The sequence below is a fragment of the Methylobacter tundripaludum genome (genome assembly GCF_002934365.1).
GTDB classification, from domain to species: Bacteria; Pseudomonadota; Gammaproteobacteria; order Methylococcales; family Methylomonadaceae; genus Methylobacter_A; species Methylobacter_A tundripaludum_A.
Genome location: NZ_PTIY01000008.1, coordinates 48,520 through 67,202, shown reverse-complemented (window position 1 = coordinate 67,202; position 18,683 = coordinate 48,520). Strand labels below are relative to the sequence as shown.

Below are 18,683 nucleotides of genomic sequence, written 5' to 3'. Positions count from 1 at the left end.
TAACAATGCAATTTACTTCCGCCCAGGACTTCCTCGATCATGTTCAAGCCAAACTTGATGCGAATCTTTCATTTGCCAAGCCCGGCTTTTCCGCCGACACTGAAATACTGGAAATTGAAGTTATTTTGGATGAGATGGAAATTGCCCGAAGCCTGTTTTCCTAAGAATATTTAAAACTATGATGAATACTGAAGCCGCCGCACGTTTTCGCCGATTGGGCACCATAACCATTTTTGCCGTCTATTTTGTGATTCTTGTCGGAGGGATCGTAAGGGCTTCCGGTGCGGGCATGGGCTGCCCCGACTGGCCGACCTGCTTCGGACAATGGGTGCCGCCTACCGATGAGTCGCAATTACCTGCCAATTATCATGAAATTTATGCCGGGCGCGGTTATCAGAACACCGAGTTCAACCCGGTCAAAACCTGGACCGAATACACCAATCGCTTGGTTGGAGTGACGATTGGATTCCTGATTTTTTTGACCGCCTGGTCGTCGCGCATCTATCTCAAAACGGACAAGACCATTTTTTATTTGGCGGTCAGCGTGTTTTTTCTGGTCGGTTTTCAAGGCTGGCTTGGCTCGTCGGTGGTGGCGAGCAATCTCAAGCCGTTGATGATCACCTTACATATGCTGCTGGCTTTGTTTATAGTCGCATTGCTTATTTATACGATTGCCCGTTCGCAACGGGACGTGATCGCCCAAATTGATATTCGGGCGCTGCCGGACAAATTTAAAACCGTGTTGATCGCGGCAATGATTATGACTTTGGTGCAAGTGGCTATGGGGACTCAGGTCAGGGAAGCGGTCGATTTTATCTCTCATAATCATGCTTATATCGAGCGGCAATACTGGCGTGACGATTTCCCGGTCATCTTTTATATACACCGATCGTTCTCCTCGATTATTTTATTCACCAACCTTTGGCTGGCCTGGAAGATTGTCCGGTCTTTCGACAAGAAAAGCCTGTTGCGGCGAATCGGCCTGTCTTTGTCTGTTTTAGTGGTTGCGGCCATTATTGCAGGCATCAGCCTGGATAGACTGGGCATGCCGCCGGTCGCTCAGCCGATACACCTGTTGATGGCGAACCTCATTTTCGGCGCCCAGTTCTTTCTTTACACTTGCCTGAATTACGCCTCGGCGCCGTTGTCAAAAAACCAGTCTTAACGGACTTCGATATGCTTGCGGCCGTTTAGACGGGTATTGCCTTGCGCGCAGCTCGTTACCGCTATGTAGGAATGACGCTATAGTTTCGTTTAACAGCCGTGTTGAATGTAAAATGGCGCAAATAAAAATAAAAACTCCGGTTACCAATGGCAACTCAAGAACTATCTGCAAATCTGCTTTTTTTTAGGGACTTCTTTAAACGTTTCTTACCAAACTCCCAAGCCGTTGCGCTGGCAATCATCCTGATTGTCAGTTTTGTGCTGATTTATTCGCTGTCAGGCTTATTAATGCCTGTTTTTGTATCGATCGTGCTGGCCTATCTGTTGGAAGGCGTGGTGAGCAAGGCTGAAAGCATGAAGATAGCGCGCCTGCCGGCGGTGTATCTGGTATTTTCAGTGTTTATGGCCGGTTTGGTTTTTTTATTGTTTTATTTGATACCGATCGTTTCGCAACAGGCCGTCGAGCTTGTTCAGCAGGTCCCGGAGATCCTGAACAGGGCGCAAACCGGAATCATGCGCTTGCCGGAAATGTATCCGAAATTGATTTCAGAAAGCAAAGTTCAACAAATGATGTTTGCCGTACAGCGGGAGTTGCTAACTTACGGGCAAAATATATTGTCACATTCAGCGGCATCGGTTGTGGGTTTGGTCAGCGTCATGATTTATCTGTTCCTGGTGCCGATGATGGTCTTTTTCTTTTTAAAAGATAAGCAGATGTTGGTAGCCTGGTTTTTGCAGTTTATGCCTAGGGACAGGCATTTGACGGTGCGCGTTTGGGAAGAGATCGATGTCCAGATCGGCAATTATGTGCGCGGCAAATTCGGCGAGGTTTTTATTCTCTGGGCTGTCAGTTATGCGACTTACGCGACGATGGGCCTGAATTACGCGATGCTGCTGGCTGTTTTTATGGGCTTGCAGGTCATTATTCCTTACATTGGCGCAACGCTGGTTACGTTCCCTGTTTTGGGCGTCGCTTATTTTCAGTGGGGATTTGGCGGCGATGAATTTATGTACGTTGTCATTGCCTACTCGATTATCCAGATGCTCGACGGCGTTGTGCTGGTGCCGATATTGTTTTCCGAGGCGGTTAATTTACACGCTGTTGCAATTATTATCGCCATTTTGTTTTTTGGCGGTTTGTGGGGTTTTTGGGGGGTATTTTTAGCTATTCCGTTAGCGACCGTGGTCAAGGCGGTGCTGACCGCCTGGCCGCGGCTCGGGGATAAAGGGCTGGATGCAAATTATTAAAAGAAGCGAAAACGACAATGAACAACATAGAATCCCCTGAGAACGAAGAATCGGCAAAAACGCTTACCACAGTCATTTACGCGCTGTACGCGGCGTCTTACTTTGTCGGTGTCACAGCCATCGTTGCAATCGTGATGAATTATGTCAAGAAGGACGACGTGGCAGGAACATTCCTGGATAGCCATTTTCGGTGGCAAATCAGAACCTTCTGGTTCGGGGTGCTGTGGGGTGTGCTGGGGACAATCACGATGGTGTTCATTGTCGGGTGGTTTGTGCTTGTCGCTAACGGTATTTGGGTTATTTACCGTATAGTGAAAGGCTGGTTGCGGCTGAATGACGGTAAGCCAATGTACACTGACTAAGGCATTCAAGAGGGATACGCCGATCGCCGTCTCTCGAATGTATGGATTGTTTCCAAGAAACTGAAGTTACTTCTGTTTGTTGTTTTTCACGGCCTTAGGTGCTTTTTTATCGGCGTTTTGCGGAGCTTCTGCTTTCGGCTCTGAAGCGGAGTTATCTTGTTTAACGGTCTCAACACAGGCCTGTAAAGCCGCATGGTCTTCGGCGGCTTGCACGCAGCTTAGATCTTTTTGATCAATTCTGATTCTTTCCAGAATGCTTGCTATATGGCGTTCTTTATCCGCTTGAAATGTCGCAGGATCAGTCTCTGCAACCGCTATTGCCGAAGTCATTGAGCTTGCGGTATAGACCGCTGCCGACAAGATTAATTTTGTAAAATTCATATTTTGGCCGCCAGAGATTGTAATCAAGTGGAATTGTCCAAAAAATTACGCTGCAAGAGTCTATATGTCAAACGATAATTTGCTTTCAGGATAAAAGTCAGAAAACCCGCCATCATCTATGCTGCTCGGAGATTTTCAATCTCGAGCCGGACAGGTTGGGCAACTGCTTTTCGTTGCCCAACATTTTTATGACTTTGGCGGGACAGCACCCTTAAGCACAAAATTTCTTAGCTTTATCAAGAATTCCCTGTATATCCAGGCCGCATAGCGCCAGTAATTCCTCTCGGGTTCCTTGCTCGACAAAGCTGTCCGGCAGGCCGATATTCAGCACCGGCATCAGGATTTGTTGGGCTTGCAGGAAGTCATTGACGGCGCTGCCTGCGCCGCCGGCGAGTACGTTTTCTTCGACGGTGATCAGCACATCGTGGCTTTTGGCTAATTCAAGCACCAGTTGCTCATCGATAGGTTTGACGAAGCGCATGTTGACGACGGTGGCTCCCATCTGTTTGCCCGCTTCCATAGCCGGGGTTACCATGCTGCCCCAGGCCAGGAAGGCAATGCGGCTGCCTTGATGACGAACTTCGGCTTTGCCTATCGGCAATGCGGTCATGGTTTTGTCGACCGCAACGCCGGGGCCTTTGCCGCGCGGATAACGGACGGAGGCGGGGCCTTCATGCATAAAACCGGTGTAGAGCATTTGCCGGCATTCGTTCTCATCGGCAGGCGCCATGACCAGCATATTGGGAATGCAGCGCATGTAGGTGTAATCGAAACTGCCGGCATGGGTCGGGCCGTCGGGGCCGACTAGGCCTGCTCGATCCAGGGCGAACAATACGTCCAGGTTCTGGATCGCGACATCGTGAATCATCTGGTCGTAAGCCCGTTGCAGGAACGTCGAATAAATCGCCACGACGGGTTTAGCGCCCTGGCAAGCTTGTCCTGCGGCCAGCGTTACAGCGTGTTGTTCGGCAATCGCGACATCGAAATAACGTTTTGGGTAGCATTCTGAAAACTTGACCAGCCCGGAACCTTCGCGCATGGCCGGAGTAATGCCCAATAAGCGCTCGTCTTTTGCCGCCATATCGCAGAGCCATTCGCCGAATACTTCGGTGTAAGTCGGGTGCGGGGAAGGCGCTGATTTGGGCAGGCAATCTTTGCTGGGATCGAAAGCCGGTACGCCGTGATAAGCTAGCGGATCCTTTTCGGCAGGCGCATAACCCTTGCCTTTTTGGGTCACGATATGCAAAAAGCGCGGTCCGGTAATATGCTTCAGGTTTTCCAGGGTGGACACCAGCATGTCGATGTCATGTCCGTCGATCGGGCCGATATAGTTAAAGCCCAGCTCCTCAAACAGGGTACCCGGAACGACCATGCCCTTCATGTGTTCTTCGGTGCGCCGCGCCAGTTCCCAGACGCTGGGCATGCTGCTCAGGGCTTTTTTGCTGCCTTCGCGCATTGAAGAATAAAACTTGCTGGACAAGATTTTGGTCAGGTAATTGTTCATCGCGCCGACCGGCGGCGAGATCGACATATCATTATCGTTCAGGATCACCAGCAGGTTGGCGTCCAGGGCGCCGGCGTGGTTCATCGCCTCAAACGCCATGCCGCCGGTGATGCTGCCGTCGCCGATGATCGCGACCATTTTCTTGTCTTCGCCTTTTAACTCGGACGCAATCGCCATGCCCAAGGCCGCGCTGATCGAGGTGCTGGAGTGGCCGACGCCGAATGCATCGTATTCGCTCTCCGCCCGATTAGGGAATGCAGATACCCCGTCCTTGGTACGAATGGTGGTCATCCGGTCTTTGCGTCCGGTCAGGATCTTGTGCGGGTAAGCCTGATGGCCGACGTCCCAAACCAGCTGATCGGACGGCGTATCGAACACGTAATGCAGGGCTATCGTTAATTCAACCGTACCCAAGCCGGCGGAAAAGTGGCCGCCGGAAATGCTCACGGTATGGGTTAAATACTCGCGCAGTTCTTTTGCCAAAGGCTTAAGCTGGCTTTTCGACAGCTTGCGCAGATCGGCTGGGGTGTTGATGTCTTTGAGCAATGGGTAGTTATGTAATGTATTCATATTAATAAAGAGGTTCGCGATAGAACATCAGGATGAGGCCAATCTGGAACATGGCGGCAACAGAAATAAAACCGGCAATTTCCTTGCCCGGTCTGTCCAATTTTAACTCCAGCCAACGGCCGGTTGCCAAGATTAAGGAAAAAATTCCCATCATGGTATGGCCGACCTGGATAAGGAAAGCACTTTTGGGTTGAAAGCCGACATGCGAGTGGGTCAGCAGCATTAAGCCGCCAAAAGCCGCCAGCAACGGAAATACGAAAGGTAGTTTGCTGTCCGGGGTCTTGGTTATCCGGGCGCTCAGCTCCATAATGCCGAGTACAAACACCAGCAAGGTCGCAATCCGGTGCTGCAACACTTCGCCGTTATTAAAAGTGCTTTCCCAGAAGCCTATCGGACCTAAGGGCCAAGTTTCCGCATCGCTACGGAAAAACAGGAAGATGCCCAGTCCGACAAAGCCCAACGGCCAGTATTTTAACCGCTCAAATCCGGATTTGTTGACGTAAGACAGCATCGCAAAGAAGCTCATCACGGTCAGGAAAATGCCGGAAATGTTATGGTTGTAGTTAGACCATTCGGTTGCGGCCAGGGAAGGCACTTGGCCGACAATCGCAACGCGCCCGGCTTCACCTGCAATCAAATCGGTATGCGTTGGCGAGCTTGTTTGCGGGATTTGCGGGTTAAAAGTATTCAGGACTTCCTGCCAGCTCGCCGTCAATGTCGGAATGTCGATAGCCGGAGGCTGGGAAGCCAGACTGGCGGCGGTAAACAACAAGGTGACCAAAACAAAGGTTTCCGCTTCAATATAATAAGGCACGCGGTTGTTTAATGCGTGATGGTCGCCGGAAAAGCCGAATGCCAAGATGGCGGACCGATTTAACCAGGCAAATCCCAAAGCGATAGCCATTAAAGTGATTTTTACCATCAATAAATTGCCGTAGCCGGTACCGATCAGGCCGTTCCAGGTGTCGATGTATTGTAATGCAATAGGCAGACCCGAGATCAGGATCATCGCAACCGAGGCTATGCCGAAAGTGGAGAAACGCTTAAGCAATACAGGCCATAATTCGGCCGGAACCTGTTTACTGCTGCGTAACAGCCAAATATTGACCAACTGAAAAACGCCGCCGATCCAGGCTGCTGCGGCCAGTTGATGGACGACCGTCAGCGACATCAAGATGAACTGGTTTTCAAAACGCCCGGCGCCATGCACCAGCCAAGCGCCGGAAATAATCATCGGCAAGGCTACGATGCTGGCGGTTATCCAGTGCCGTTTGGAAAAAGGATTTTTGCTGAGGTATTGATAACAGTAACCCGCCAAAAACACCGTCAGTACTGCGCGAACTAGGCCGCCTATGAATTGCGTAGTGCTGGCGAACTCAGGAAACGGCCATCGTTCAAGTACCGCGGCCATTAACCATATTTTAAGAATGATCTTGAAAATTTGAGCCGCAGCCAGCCAAAAACCGCCTTTGTACAATAGGGTAATGGTTCTTTGCAGCAATACCGCGTTATATCCATCGCCATTATTCCATGGACGTAAAACAAAAAGTCCCCAAAACAGGCTGCCGATTGCCAGTGCGAAGCAAATCAGGTCAAATCCGCCTATAAGAGAATCAAGAAAATCAGCTATGCCGGCCATTGTAAAAAAAACCTATTGTGAAACGGAAAAATGGATGACGTCTTCAGTTAAATGACCATCGGCAGCAAAGACTTTGAACCTGAGCGCATAATCACCGGATCCCAACGCCGGAATATGAATAATAATTTGGCCTTGTTTGCTGCCGTTGGATACTTGCAGTAATTCGTGCTTATCGCCTTTACTGACCAGAAAAACCTGAGACAGTCCCAACTCGATCTTGGAGTTAAAACTAAGCTCCACTTTGTCCGGCCGGTTGGCGTGAATGGGCGTGATTTTTAATGAATAATCCGTGATAACCGCGTGGGCGAAGATCCCGTGAGATTGGCCCAATGTTAACGATAATAAACACAGCGAAATGATTTTTTTCATGACTCTTTCCTACTTAGTTGCCTTTTTTGCCTTTCAGGGCATGACCGGCCAGATTTTTACCTAAATCCCAGATCGAGCCTGGGATTTGATGCGTGTCGGCAATGGCTTTATCAAATGAAGTAACAATAGTGTCACGGTCTTTTTGCGTTAAGTTTAACGGCGGCAACAGCTTGACCACGTTCATGCCGTGTCCTGCAACCTGCGTCAATATGTGGTGCTCCTTAAATAAAGGAATGGTGACCATTTGACAGAACAAGCCTTTGTTGGCCGCTTCCAACATCGCCCAGGCCGCCTTCAGTTTCAGGCTTTTGGGTGACTGGAATTCAATCGCAATCATCATGCCCTTGCCGCGCGCTTCTTTGAGGAACTCATATTTCCCGGTCATCGCGTTCAGGCTGTCGATGATGTCCGTGCCGACTTTCATGCTGTTTTCCACCAGCTTCTCGTCTTCCATCACACGCAACGTGGCAAGTCCTGCCGCCATCGCCATATTGTTTTTGGAAAAGGTGGAACCGTGAACAATAGCCCGGTCCATGCGGTTAAAAACGCTATCCATGATTTTATGCGTCATCGCGACTGCGCCGACGGGGACAAAGCCGCCGGACAGGGCTTTGGCCATGCAGATCATATCCGGTTTAACGTTCCAGTGGTCGATCGCCCAGAATGCGCCAGTGCGGCCCAAACCAGTCTGAACTTCATCGGCCACAAACAAAGTGCCGTATTTTTTACATAAGCGCTCGACTTCCGGTAAGTAATTGTCATCCGGCAGGTTGACGCCTTTACCTTGAATCGGCTCGACCACAAAAGCGGCAACGTCTTTGTTGCTCAATGCTTTTTCCAATGCCTCAAGATCGTTGAAAGGAACTGCGCTGCAAGCGGGCAGCAGGGGGCCGAAACCTTCACGGAAAATCTCTTCGCCGTTTAATGACAAAGCTCCCATCGTCAAGCCGTGATAGCCGTGCTCGCAAAACACGATTTTTTCACGCTTGGTGGTGTAGCGGGCAAATTTGATCGCCGCTTCTACGGATTCGGTGCCGGAATTGCAGAAAAACATCTTGTCCAGATTATCCGGCGTAGTTTTTAGAATTTCCTTAGCCAGTAGGCCGCTGAGTATGGAGACATCCATTTGCACCAGATTGGGCAGTTCCAGCGTCAAGGTTTCTGTTAACGCGCTGATGACGGTCGGATGATTCCGGCCGATCGCAAACACGCCGAAGCCGCTTAGCAAGTCCAGATACTCCGTGCCTTCCTGGTCATAGAGATATTGACCGACAGCTCTTTTGTAATGGCGGTCATAGCCGATGGTTTTTAGCATTCTGACCATTTGATTATTGAGATGCTGTTCGTGCAGATCAAATTTATCAGTGCTATGTTGCGCAAAAAGTTCGGCGATACTGAATGACATTAGATACCTCAAAAAATTAAATTCTTTTGCCGCTGAAAGCTGGCAGGACTATTAAAGAACACATCACTGTGAAAGTAAGGCCTATGGCTAATACTAAGCCCATGCTGGCCATTCCCCGGTGAGCGGTGAAGGCCAAGCTGGAAAAGCTGCATAAGGTCGTTATGGAGCTGAAAATAATGCCTCGGGTGGTGCTGCTTTGCAGCAAATTTTCATCTTCACATTCACTGGAATGGTGCCTGTGCATGATAAGGATGCTGCTGTCGATGCCCATGCCCAACAGCAAGGGCAGGGCGATAATATTGGCGAAATTGAAAGGATTATCCAGCAGCACATTACTTGCGCTGGTCAGTAAAGCGGCAAGCAATAACGGCATGATAACCAGCAGGGTCTTTCTGACGTTTCTGTACATCAGCAATAATAACATCACAATGGCAATGAAAGCGCCGCTAAATGCTTTAACAAAAGCATTAACCACGATAACGCCCCCGGCCTGATTAAAAATCGGCAGGCCGGAAACGGTGTTATCAATAGCCTGCACTTGGCTGACAAATTCTTTTAGATTCTCCGGTACGTTTTGATCTTTTTCAGGCGTGATCAGGATTCTGTAAAGGCCGGTGGAGCTGACCCAGTGCGATGTTATCTCCCGCGGCAGGTCGTCCATTCCAAACGGTACTGGGGTCAAGCTGGTTCGGAGGCGTTCGATGGTGAACGGCAGCAGGCCTAGAATGTTTTTTTCCAACTGTACATAACTGTCGGCAGGAATAGGCGTGCTGTCTGCCTGATTCACGAATGCGTCAACGCGCTGCTGCAATTGCTGCAAGGTTTGTTGCGGCGCATGAGGGGACTTTTCAACAATGGCTTTTTTCAGCGCTTCATTGAATTTAATCAATGCGGCTTGCTGGTTGTGGTTCGCGGTATTGAGAGTGCTGTCGAAGTTTTTAATTTGACCGCCCAGCATCAGATTCAAATCTTCAATAGTTGTCAGCTTATCGTCCTGGTCTTTGGCGACAAAACTCGCCAAGGTGATAGCTTCATGTACCGACGGCTGCTGTTCCAGTCGGGCGGTGATTTTGCCGGCGTCTTCAAGGTTGTTTGCCAGCGCGGTCAGCGCGAAGGGGGATTCGGTTTTTGATTTCAGCAGTTCTTTAATGGTCACGACCGATTCGCTGTTTGGATCTCTCAGGTTGATAGGGTCGTAATCAAAGGTGAAATCGGCCAATACGAAACAGGCGCCGATGCCCAGCAATATGGATACGATTTTGATACCGGTCGAAAAGCGGAACGGAAACGTGATGATAAAGGCCGGGGTTAACGGCGAACGTATCGGTTTTACATTATTGACCGGAAAAACGCAGAATATGGCCGGTAACACGGTCAGCGAAATAATCAGGCCGATAAAGATCCCGCCGCCTGAAATAACGCCTAACTCGGATACGCCGGCATAATCGGTCGGGATGAACGCAAAAAAACCGATCGCAGTGGCCAGGGCGCATAAAAACAAGGAAGAGCCGACATCGCGGATGCTGATCAGGATGGCTTCGCTGTTTGACAGACCGTCCGCCTTGCCTTCTCGGTAATGAAGGCAGATATGGATCGCGTAATCGACCCCCAGTCCGATATATAAACTGGCGAAGGTGATGGAAATGACATTTAAATGCCCGACGGTGACGGCGGCGAATCCGGCGGTGAATATCAAGCCCATGACCAGAACGACATAGGTCGTAACCAGTAATCTTATTGAACGCAAACCTATCCATTGGACTGCGCAGACTAAAATCAGCGACAACATGCCGGAGAAAGCCGCGCCTTTGGTCACGCTTTCAAGTTCTTCGTGTTCCAGGGCGGTTTCGCCGGTTATGCGGATGCTGAGCGATGGATTTTCGGCCATGATGCCGTGACTGATTTCACGCGCTGCCGAGAGCGCGACATCGGCGGGCAGCATTTCATTAAAATGCATTTTAGGCTTGGCGATGACGATGCTCCGGTTAAATTTTGTTTGCGCGCCTGCATCCTTGTAATCGTCGGTATTCGGCTTGTTTTCAGCCAGTATGTTTTGCCAGGACACATAGTGCGACGTGCCGTTTAACTGGTTTTTCAGAATATCGTCGATAGCGACGAGTATCGGATTCAAGTCCATAGGCAAGGCGTTGTCATGCCGGTTAAGCGCTTGACCGATAATGCCGAACAGGCCTTCAAGGTGATAATTCTGAGCAAGGTGGCCGATGAAAGGCTGGGCGTCGGTGAGTTTTTTAGCCAGTTTATCCAGATCGTTTTGATTGAGATAGAGCAGGGCTTGTTGCCTGAAAAAAGCATTGTCCGTGGGGATGTAGGCGGAATCAAAGCGATCGTTTGCTTTATTTAATTGCTCGGCGAGCTTGGCGGCGGCTTGAGCCGTTTCTTCCGGCGTTTCGGCCTGAACCACAAAAATAATGGTATTGGCATCCTCGGGGAATGCCTGATTCAAATGCGCCTGGTTCTGCTGGAAAGGCAAGTCGGGGGACAGCATTTCAGCGGTGTTGGTGTTAATTTCCAGGTTTTTAAGGGTGTAAACGAACGTGGCGCCGCAGAGCAATAGCGACAACAATAACAGCGTCCAAGGGCAGCGCATGATTTGCCGTTCGCACCAGCCAATAAGGGTGTTGAAAAAGGATGACATGCTGTTTATTGCTCGTGGCTGGCTAATGCGGTCAAATGATGGAGCTGTTTGGCAATCAATTTTAACGTGTTTTTGGCGGCATTAAAATGTCGGCCCAGTTTTATAAGTCCCGGTAATTCGGAAGGGTTGAGCACGATAAACAATAACAATTTACGCAAAACAATGTCGCCGTGATCATTAAGCGAATGATTGATGGCTTTGGGCAAATCCATGTGAGCCGGATCGGCGATGGCGCGGATCGCTAAAAAAGGCAGGTTGTTTTTCCGGGCGACTTTGGCTATGGCGATGCTCTCCATGTCCAATGCGATTGCCCCGGTATGTGCGTATAGGTGCTTTTTTTGCCTGCCGGTTGCTACGATGCCTTTGCTTTCGGCTAAACTGCCGGTGTGGACCGGTAGATGGGATGACAGCAAGTTATGGGTATGGCTGTGCCATTCAGCGTGAATGCTGATCTCAAGCAACTCGATATCTATCAGCGTATCGGTCAGGACCAGATCGCCAGGTTTTAGTGTTTCGCAGAGGGCGGCCGCGCAACCCCAGCTGATCAGTTTGGTGACGCCTTGTGCAATCAATAACTCAGATGCCGCGCGGGCATTGTCCGGGCCAGCGCCGGCATAGACGAGGACGATTGCGTCGGTAATAAAAACACAGCACCCTTTATCAATTTTTTTTGAGGTCAGGGTGCTGAGTTCTTCCGGCAAAGCTACAACAATGCCGGTGATCACTTTCTGAGGAGCTCGTTACGGTAGCGAGCCAGCGCCCATAGCGGGAAGAACTTGTCGTAACCGTGGTATTTGAGGTAGAAAACCTTGGGGAAGCCAGGAGCGGTAAAGCATTCATCGTTCCATACGCCATCCGCTTTCTGGTTGCGCAGGATGAAATCGATACCCGCTTTCACTTCGGGACTGTGAGCTTCACCGGCCGCCATCAATGCTAAAACGGCCCAGGCTGTTTGGAATGCGGTGCTGAAATGATATTTTCCGCTATGGCTTACATCGTGGTAGCTGTAGTTGTCTTCGCCCCAGCCGCCATCGCCGCGCTGTACGCTTTTCAGCCATGCTGTGGCCTTGGTGTACATTGGGTCGGTTTTAGGCAGGCTGGTTTGCTCAAGGCCAAGCAGTGCCGACCAAGTGCCGTAGATATAGTTAGTACCCCAGCGGCCAAACCATGAACCGTCAGCTTCCTGTTCGCTACGGATGTATTCGATAGTGCGCTCTAACGCCGGCAAATATTCGGCGTGATCCTGAGCCACTCTGGCCATCAGCATCGCGCAACGCGCGCTGACATCGATTGTAGGGGGGTCTAATAACGCCCCGTGATCCGCAAAAGGAATTTCATTCAAATAATAGTAAGTATTATCGACATCGAACGCGCCGTAACCGCCATTTTTGGATTGCATGCCGACTATCCAGCGGGTTGCCCGGTGTATCGATTCGTCCAGGTTGGGCACGTTCGATTCCGCCATCGCGAAAGCCACGACTGCAGTGTCGTCGACATCGGGATAATGCGGATTTTCAAATTGAAACGCCCAGCCGCCGCCTGCCAAATCTGGCTTGGAAATACGCCAGTCGCCGGGCTCGTCAGATAGCTGTTTGCTTTTAAGCCAGTCGTAAGCGCGAGTCAGGTTTTGGCTGTTGCCCGCCTTGTCGGCTTCCTGTAAGGCCAGTGCGGCCAGCGCCGTATCCCAAACCGGGGACAAGCAAGGTTGGCAGTAGGCGTCATGCTCATTGACGACCAGTAATTTGTCTATGGCTTTACGCGCGGTGACGACATGTTCATGATCTTTAGGCATGCCCAGCAACAGCATGGCTTCATAAGCGTTGACCATCGCCGGAAAAATTCCGCCCAGGCCGTCTTCGCCGTTCAGGCGTTCAATAAACCAGTCTTTGGCCTTTTGAATCGCCAATTCATGCGCTTTTTTCGGGATTAACGGACGCGTTACCCGGCCCAGTTTGTCCAGGCCCAGGAAAAGTTTATTTAACAGAGTTCTTTCAGGGAAATAGTGTTTTTCTTCATCGGGGTGAGTGACGAAAAGCTCCAGCACATTGATGTTGTTGGGGTTCTTTGCCGTCGCTTTTAAAGTGCAAAGAATAAACAGCGGCACCATAACGGTTCTTGACCAGTAAGCTACTTTGTCCAGATGGAACGGAAACCAGCTGGGGAACAGCATGATTTCGACAGGAATATACGGAACACCGCGCCAAGGCAATTGCTCGAAGGTCGCCAGCGCAATACGGGTAAAGACGTTGGCTTTTGCCGCTCCGCCCTGGCTGAGGATATAGCTTCTTAAACGGACCATATGCGGCGCGTCGATAGCATCGCCGGCCATTTTTAACGCATAATAAACTTTAACGCTGCAACTGATGTCGCCGGGGCCGCCGGTAAACAGCGGGTAGCTGCCGTCTTCGGATTGGCGTGATCTTAAGTAGTTGGCTATTTTGGCCTGCAGCGACTCATCAATTTCACCCAGATAGTGCATCATCATGATGTATTCGGATGGAATCGTGCAGTCGGCTTCCAGTTCGAATACCCAATAACCGTCTTTGTCCTGCAGGCTTAATAATTTATCCTGCGCTTTGTTAATGGCTCGATTGAGATCCAATGAATAATTATTAACAGTGTTCGATGAACTCGAAATGTGGCTGCCGGTATTTATTTCTGAATTGGTTTCATTAAACATAAGTTACGTCCTTAAAGTTTTATCTTGGCTTTTGAGGATGGTGTTGAATATGTCCAGTCGGGCGTTTTGAGTTCACGACTTGTCAGGTTGAAAAGTAAGGTCAACATGGTGTTGCTACGTCCTGTTAATCGGGTCGCTAAAATAGTCGCTTTAACGCTGTTGCGGGTGATTTTGACTTGATCGGAATCGGTAAAATCCAGGTTTTGCTTGATTTTCTTCAAGGTTAAAACAGCCATGCCCAATGCCCAAAGACAGAAGTTGCGGAGACCGGTCTCATGGCTGGGCAGCAACAGCGTGTATTTCAGCGCGTTATGCAAATGGCCGTGAGCAATGCTGATTAAGTGTTCCAAGCCCTTTCTGAAGCTTTCGTCATTAGTTTCCGGTGTCAGCTTTTTAAGGTCAAACCCCGTTTCGGTGAAAATATCCTGAGGTAACCAGCAAACGCCGCGTCCGGCATCGTCCCAAATATCCTTTAATATGTTGGTCATTTGCAGACCTTGGCCGAAGGACACCGAAAGGGTAAGCAATTCCTCTTTGTGTTGTGCAATTTCCGGTGAGTAATGGCAAAAAAGCTTGGCCAGCATTTCACCGACGCAACCGGCAACGTAATAGCAATACCTGTCCATGTCGGCGAGTGTTTCAAGGCCGCCATGCAGATCCTGGGCTTGGAAGATCGGCATGCCTTCAGCCATGGTTTCTACACAGGTGGCCAGCGCCTCGATTTGATCGGGATCAAATTTGTGGGTGATTTGGATAACTCGCGGCAATACATGAATTAAGGTGTGCTCCGCGGGAATCGTCTGAGCGGACAGCAATGGTGCAAGTTCCACGGCAAACGGCTCTGAATTGATGCCGGTTTTTACGATCTGAATAAACTCGGAGCAAAAATATTTTTTTTGTTCGGGGGACAGGGAGACTTCGTCTTCTATGGTGTCGACAATACGGCATAACAAATAAGCGTTGGCGACTGCACCGTATAACTTTTCCGGCAATTGGGGAATGGTCAGCGCAAATGTTCTGGAGACACCCTCAAGTAAGAGAGCTTGAAATTCATCGTCAGAACATTGGCTGAGCGATTTTGGGTTATCCAGAGATATTTGAGTTTCACTCATGATATTTTTAATGCCGGCCTACAAGTTTAATTTAGGGTAATTGCAGGCAATAATAGACTGTTTGTTGGTATTTTGCAAAGCAATGTTGTTTTGTTGCAAATATGATAACCCTGTAGTCGTTGAAAATTGTTTTTTATAATTAAAAACAATTTGTTATATGATTTTTTGTCATATTTATGTTGATGGCAATAAGTGGCGCTCTACGTCGATATTTGCACATGCACACTATAAAACTGGAGTCGTCAGTTAAAAGATAGTATTCTAGTCAACAATAGATAAGCGATTGTATTATATAACAGGCTTGTCAATATGCCTTGATTTCTGCCGTTCAAAAGTAGTAGGTAGTTGTATTTTGGTGAATATTGTCGGCTTGTTGCTTTATTGGTACAGGTTTGTCGTTTCGCAGTGTGTGGTTTCAGGGCGTTTATATTTATATGTGCGCCATTAAGTTTATCGAAGTTTTTTGGAGGGTTTGCTCGTGGGAGTTCCTTTACGTCAGCAGTTAACTGTAGGCAGTTATTTGATTAAGCAAAAGTTGAAAGGGGTTAAAAAATATCCTTTGGTACTGATGCTTGAGCCGTTGTTTCGTTGCAATTTGGCCTGTGCAGGCTGTGGTAAAATCGATTACCCTGATGATATTCTCGATAAGCGTCTTTCATTTGAAGAATGCATGCAGGCTGTAGACGAGTGCGATGCGCCGATGGTGTCTATTCCGGGCGGGGAGCCGCTTATCCATAAAGAAATGCCGCAAATCGTTGAGGGTATTATTGCGCGGAAGAAATTCGTTTACCTGTGTACCAATGCACTCTTGTTGAAAAAGAGAATTGACGATTATAAGCCGTCTCCTTATTTGACATTTTCAATCCATTTGGATGGGATGCAAGAGCGGCATGATACATCCGTTTGTCAGGAAGGCGTTTTTGAGCGCGCCGTTGAAGCCATAAAACTGGCTCTGGACAAAGGCTTTAGGGTCACCGTAAATTGCACCCTGTTTCAAGGCGAAAGCTCCCAAGAAGTTGCCGATTTCCTGGATTATGCGATGGAGCTGGGCGTAGAGGGCGTCACCATTGCCCCCGGCTTCAGTTATGAACATGCTCCCCAGCAGGATGTATTTATTAAAGGCAGCGACGTCAAGGACTTATTCCGCGGCATTTTTAAAATCGGTAAAAACCGCAAATGGAAATTAAACCATTCGACGCTATATTTGGATTTTCTGGCCGGTAATCAAAATTACGATTGTACGCCTTGGGGAAATCCAACTCGTAACGTGTTCGGCTGGCAAAAACCTTGCTATTTATTAGCTGATGAAGGTTATGTGTCGAGTTTTCAGGAGCTTCTGGATACCACGCCTTGGGACAAATACGGCACGGTCAATAACCCAAAATGCGCGAGTTGCATGGCGCATTGCGGTTATGAGGCGACAGCTGTTGAAGATATGTTGGCGCATCCGGTGAAGGCATTGCTCACATCTCTTAGAGGCCCAAAAACCGAGGGTGAGATGGTGCCTGAGGCTACGCCTGAGTATGCAAAAGAAAAATTGTCGTCAACTATCGCGGGCATTCCTGTCAGAGTAGAGATTGTCGATTAAAATTTACTTAGGCTAAAGGCTAAAGGCTAAAGGCTAAAGGGAGCCGGTTTTTCACCTTTTGCCTGATTCAAATACATATTGGTGTTTCGAGGTTTTTTGATTATGGTTTTCAAAAGTGTGAGGTTAGCTATTGCATTTGCGTTCTTTTTATTTGGGACAACGAGCGCTTTTGCTATGGACGAAGGTGCGGCAACCGCAAAGCAAGTAGTAGAGAAATTTCAGGCCGACCTGATCAATGTGATGAAGGAAGGCAAAAAATTAGGTTATGCCGGAAGGTATGAAAAACTAAAAGATCCTATTTCCAACAGTCACGAACTGAATAAAATCGCCCGCATTGTTGTCGGTAAGGAATGGGAGAAATTATCCGAGGAGCAACAACAAAAGCTGGTCGACGTATTCAGCCGATTAAGTATCGCTTCTTATGCGCACAACTTTAAAGATTATTCGGGTGAATCATTTGTATTCGATTCGGAAGAAGAAACGACAAGAGGCGGCGTTGTTTTGCATTCTCATCTGGTTATTCCTGGCGACAAGCCGGTTAAATTCGATTACATGTTAAAGGAAAAGGGCAGCAGCTGGCGGATTATCAATATTATCGCCAATGGTGTGAGCGATTTGGCGTTGAAAAGATCGGAATACACCACCATCTTACAGCGCGAAGGTTTTGATGCTTTAATGGCCAAGATTAACGAAAAAATTGATAATTATTCAAAACAGTAGGTTTTATGCCAATGAACAGACCATGCAATGGCAAACGCAGCATTAAAATGCGGCACACATTTTCAAGCATACTGATTGGGGCCAGCATCGCGTTGGGCGGCTGTGCGACAACAGAAGTCGTTGACCAGCCAACCGTAGCGAACAAGACTGATCCTTATGAGAACTTCAACAGGAAAATGTTTGTTTTTAATGATCACGTTGATAATTATGTAGCTGAGCCTATTTCAAATGCCTATAAATGGATAACCCCGCAATTTATGCAAACGGGTGTGTTCAACTTCTTTAATAACCTGAAGAATGTCAATGTGGTAATCAATGATGTCTTACAGGCTAAATTTTCGCAAAGCGCTGAAGATACCGGGCGGCTTGCGATCAACACCACAGTAGGTTTGGGTGGCCTGTTTGATGTGGCTAAACATGTGGGACTGGAACAAAATGAAGAGGATTTTGATCAGACTTTAGCGGTATGGGGTGTGCCTCAAGGCTCTTATTTGGTGCTGCCTTTTTTAGGCCCGTCAACGTCTCGCGGTATCCCGGGGGCGGTATTTGATACGGCGGCAAATCCTTCCAGTTATGTGGGTTTGCCGGTGCAATTGGTCTCTATGTTGAATGCGCGAGCCAGTGCGGAAGGCGCATTGAAATTCATCGATGAAGCCGCGTTAGACCCTTATGTATTTACGCGCGAATCCTTCTTGCAATGGCGTAATAACCTGGCGACGGACGGAAAGGCTGAGGCGTATTCGGATGTAGACGGTTTTGAAGATGAGTTGGGCGGCGACAAAGGCGAAGCTTCGGGGAAAAAATCGTCTGGCGATGCAGTCTCAAGTAACGAGCCGGGTTTTGCTCTGCGTCTGGACCCGGAGACTAAGCGGTTTGAGCAAGTCTCACAGTCATTTAGCAGCGTCGCCCAATCGTTTGACGATACCGCCAAGTCGTTTGAAGAGGCCGCCACCAAGGTAGATAACTTTAGAAAATCAAAAAAGCGTAGGTAAAAACCGCGAACGGTATAAGGCGAAAGGCAAAGAAGAGCGGGAGTTTGTTTTTTCGCTTTGCGCCTTTCGCCTTAATAAGGTAATAAAGAATCGATTTCGCAATCCATTAGTTTTTCTTTTCCGGCCATAAAATCCAGCAGCCCACAAAATCGGCTCTTCTGCCGTTGCAGTCTTTATTCGAATAATTCGCCGCCCGCTTTGGTCCCTGCCGGTAAAATCTTCCATTAATAAAATACGGTCACTTGCCAAAGGGCGCATACTTGGTTCCAGGTTCAGGCCGAGAACGTTTTCAA

At 48.7% G+C, this 18,683-nt stretch carries 17 protein-coding genes; 7 read left to right on the top strand and 10 right to left on the bottom strand.

The genetic code is table 11. The annotated features are described in order from the left end of the window. Positions 1 to 5: 5 nt before the first annotated feature. The 4 genes from B0F88_RS19365 (at position 6) to B0F88_RS10960 (ending at position 2,774) form a co-directional block, all read left to right on the top strand. Positions 6 to 164 (top strand): hypothetical protein, encoded by a 159-nt coding sequence (locus tag B0F88_RS19365; protein ID WP_181049885.1) that lies wholly within the window; start codon positions 6 to 8, stop codon positions 162 to 164. 14 nt (positions 165 to 178) lie between these two features. Then, complete coding sequence (locus B0F88_RS10970) at positions 179 to 1,165, top strand: COX15/CtaA family protein (RefSeq protein WP_104423981.1); 987 nt, start codon at positions 179 to 181, stop codon at positions 1,163 to 1,165. 146 nt (positions 1,166 to 1,311) lie between these two features. Further along, positions 1,312 to 2,412 (top strand): AI-2E family transporter, encoded by a 1,101-nt coding sequence (locus tag B0F88_RS10965; RefSeq protein WP_104423980.1) that lies wholly within the window; start codon positions 1,312 to 1,314, stop codon positions 2,410 to 2,412. A gap of 17 nt (positions 2,413 to 2,429) precedes the next feature. Then, a complete protein-coding gene (locus B0F88_RS10960) occupies positions 2,430 to 2,774 on the top strand; it encodes a DUF4870 family protein (RefSeq protein WP_104423979.1) in 345 nt (114 codons plus the stop codon). A gap of 66 nt (positions 2,775 to 2,840) precedes the next feature. Here B0F88_RS10960 and B0F88_RS10955 read toward each other — a convergent pair whose 3' ends face one another. The 9 genes from B0F88_RS10955 to B0F88_RS10915 all read right to left on the bottom strand — a co-directional run bounded on the left by B0F88_RS10955 (position 2,841) and on the right by B0F88_RS10915 (position 15,090). After that, positions 2,841 to 3,155: a hypothetical protein gene (locus tag B0F88_RS10955; protein WP_104423978.1), complete on the bottom strand. Its 315-nt coding sequence runs from the start codon at positions 3,153 to 3,155 to the stop codon at positions 2,841 to 2,843. A gap of 211 nt (positions 3,156 to 3,366) precedes the next feature. Further along, positions 3,367 to 5,229, bottom strand: coding sequence for a 1-deoxy-D-xylulose-5-phosphate synthase (dxs, locus tag B0F88_RS10950; protein WP_104423977.1), 1,863 nt, complete (start codon positions 5,227 to 5,229; stop codon positions 3,367 to 3,369). A gap of 1 nt (position 5,230) precedes the next feature. Then, the gene (locus B0F88_RS10945; protein ID WP_104423976.1) at positions 5,231 to 6,868 is read right to left on the bottom strand and encodes a copper resistance D family protein; all 1,638 of its coding nucleotides are present in this window, start codon (positions 6,866 to 6,868) and stop codon (positions 5,231 to 5,233) included. 12 nt (positions 6,869 to 6,880) lie between these two features. After that, positions 6,881 to 7,237 (bottom strand): copper resistance CopC family protein, encoded by a 357-nt coding sequence (locus B0F88_RS10940; protein ID WP_104423975.1) that lies wholly within the window; start codon positions 7,235 to 7,237, stop codon positions 6,881 to 6,883. Between the two features lie 13 nt (positions 7,238 to 7,250). Next, entirely contained in the window at positions 7,251 to 8,642 is a 1,392-nt protein-coding gene (locus tag B0F88_RS10935; protein ID WP_104423974.1) for an aspartate aminotransferase family protein, read from the bottom strand. Between the two features lie 16 nt (positions 8,643 to 8,658). Continuing rightward, entirely contained in the window at positions 8,659 to 11,298 is a 2,640-nt protein-coding gene (locus B0F88_RS10930) for an MMPL family transporter (protein ID WP_258076626.1), read from the bottom strand. 5 nt (positions 11,299 to 11,303) lie between these two features. Further along, positions 11,304 to 12,023 carry a phosphorylase family protein gene (locus tag B0F88_RS10925; RefSeq protein ID WP_104423973.1) on the bottom strand — a complete coding sequence of 240 codons (720 nt, stop codon included), beginning with the start codon at positions 12,021 to 12,023 and terminating at the stop codon, positions 11,304 to 11,306. Further along, the gene (gene shc / locus B0F88_RS10920) at positions 12,020 to 13,978 is read right to left on the bottom strand and encodes a squalene--hopene cyclase (protein ID WP_104423972.1); all 1,959 of its coding nucleotides are present in this window, start codon (positions 13,976 to 13,978) and stop codon (positions 12,020 to 12,022) included. The genes B0F88_RS10925 and shc overlap by 4 nt, the downstream gene beginning before the upstream one ends. 11 nt (positions 13,979 to 13,989) lie before the next feature. Beyond that, complete coding sequence (locus B0F88_RS10915) at positions 13,990 to 15,090, bottom strand: phytoene/squalene synthase family protein (RefSeq protein ID WP_104423971.1); 1,101 nt, start codon at positions 15,088 to 15,090, stop codon at positions 13,990 to 13,992. A 478-nt stretch (positions 15,091 to 15,568) separates the two neighbouring features. Here B0F88_RS10915 and hpnH point away from each other — a divergent pair, with 478 nt between their 5' ends. The 3 genes from hpnH (at position 15,569) to B0F88_RS10900 (ending at position 18,390) form a co-directional block, all read left to right on the top strand. Then, on the top strand, positions 15,569 to 16,678 hold the full coding sequence (gene hpnH / locus B0F88_RS10910) for an adenosyl-hopene transferase HpnH (protein WP_104423970.1): 1,110 nt from the start codon (positions 15,569 to 15,571) through the stop codon (positions 16,676 to 16,678). A gap of 102 nt (positions 16,679 to 16,780) precedes the next feature. Continuing rightward, a complete protein-coding gene (locus tag B0F88_RS10905) occupies positions 16,781 to 17,398 on the top strand; it encodes an ABC transporter substrate-binding protein (RefSeq protein WP_104424083.1) in 618 nt (205 codons plus the stop codon). Between the two features lie 11 nt (positions 17,399 to 17,409). Next, positions 17,410 to 18,390 carry an MlaA family lipoprotein gene (locus B0F88_RS10900; protein ID WP_104423969.1) on the top strand — a complete coding sequence of 327 codons (981 nt, stop codon included), beginning with the start codon at positions 17,410 to 17,412 and terminating at the stop codon, positions 18,388 to 18,390. Here the strand turns inward: B0F88_RS10900 and B0F88_RS19215 are convergent. Beyond that, a complete protein-coding gene (locus B0F88_RS19215) occupies positions 18,373 to 18,648 on the bottom strand; it encodes a hypothetical protein (protein ID WP_146083346.1) in 276 nt (91 codons plus the stop codon). The two genes, B0F88_RS10900 and B0F88_RS19215, sit on opposite strands and share 18 nt — an antisense overlap. Between the last annotated feature and the right edge of the window lie 35 nt (positions 18,649 to 18,683).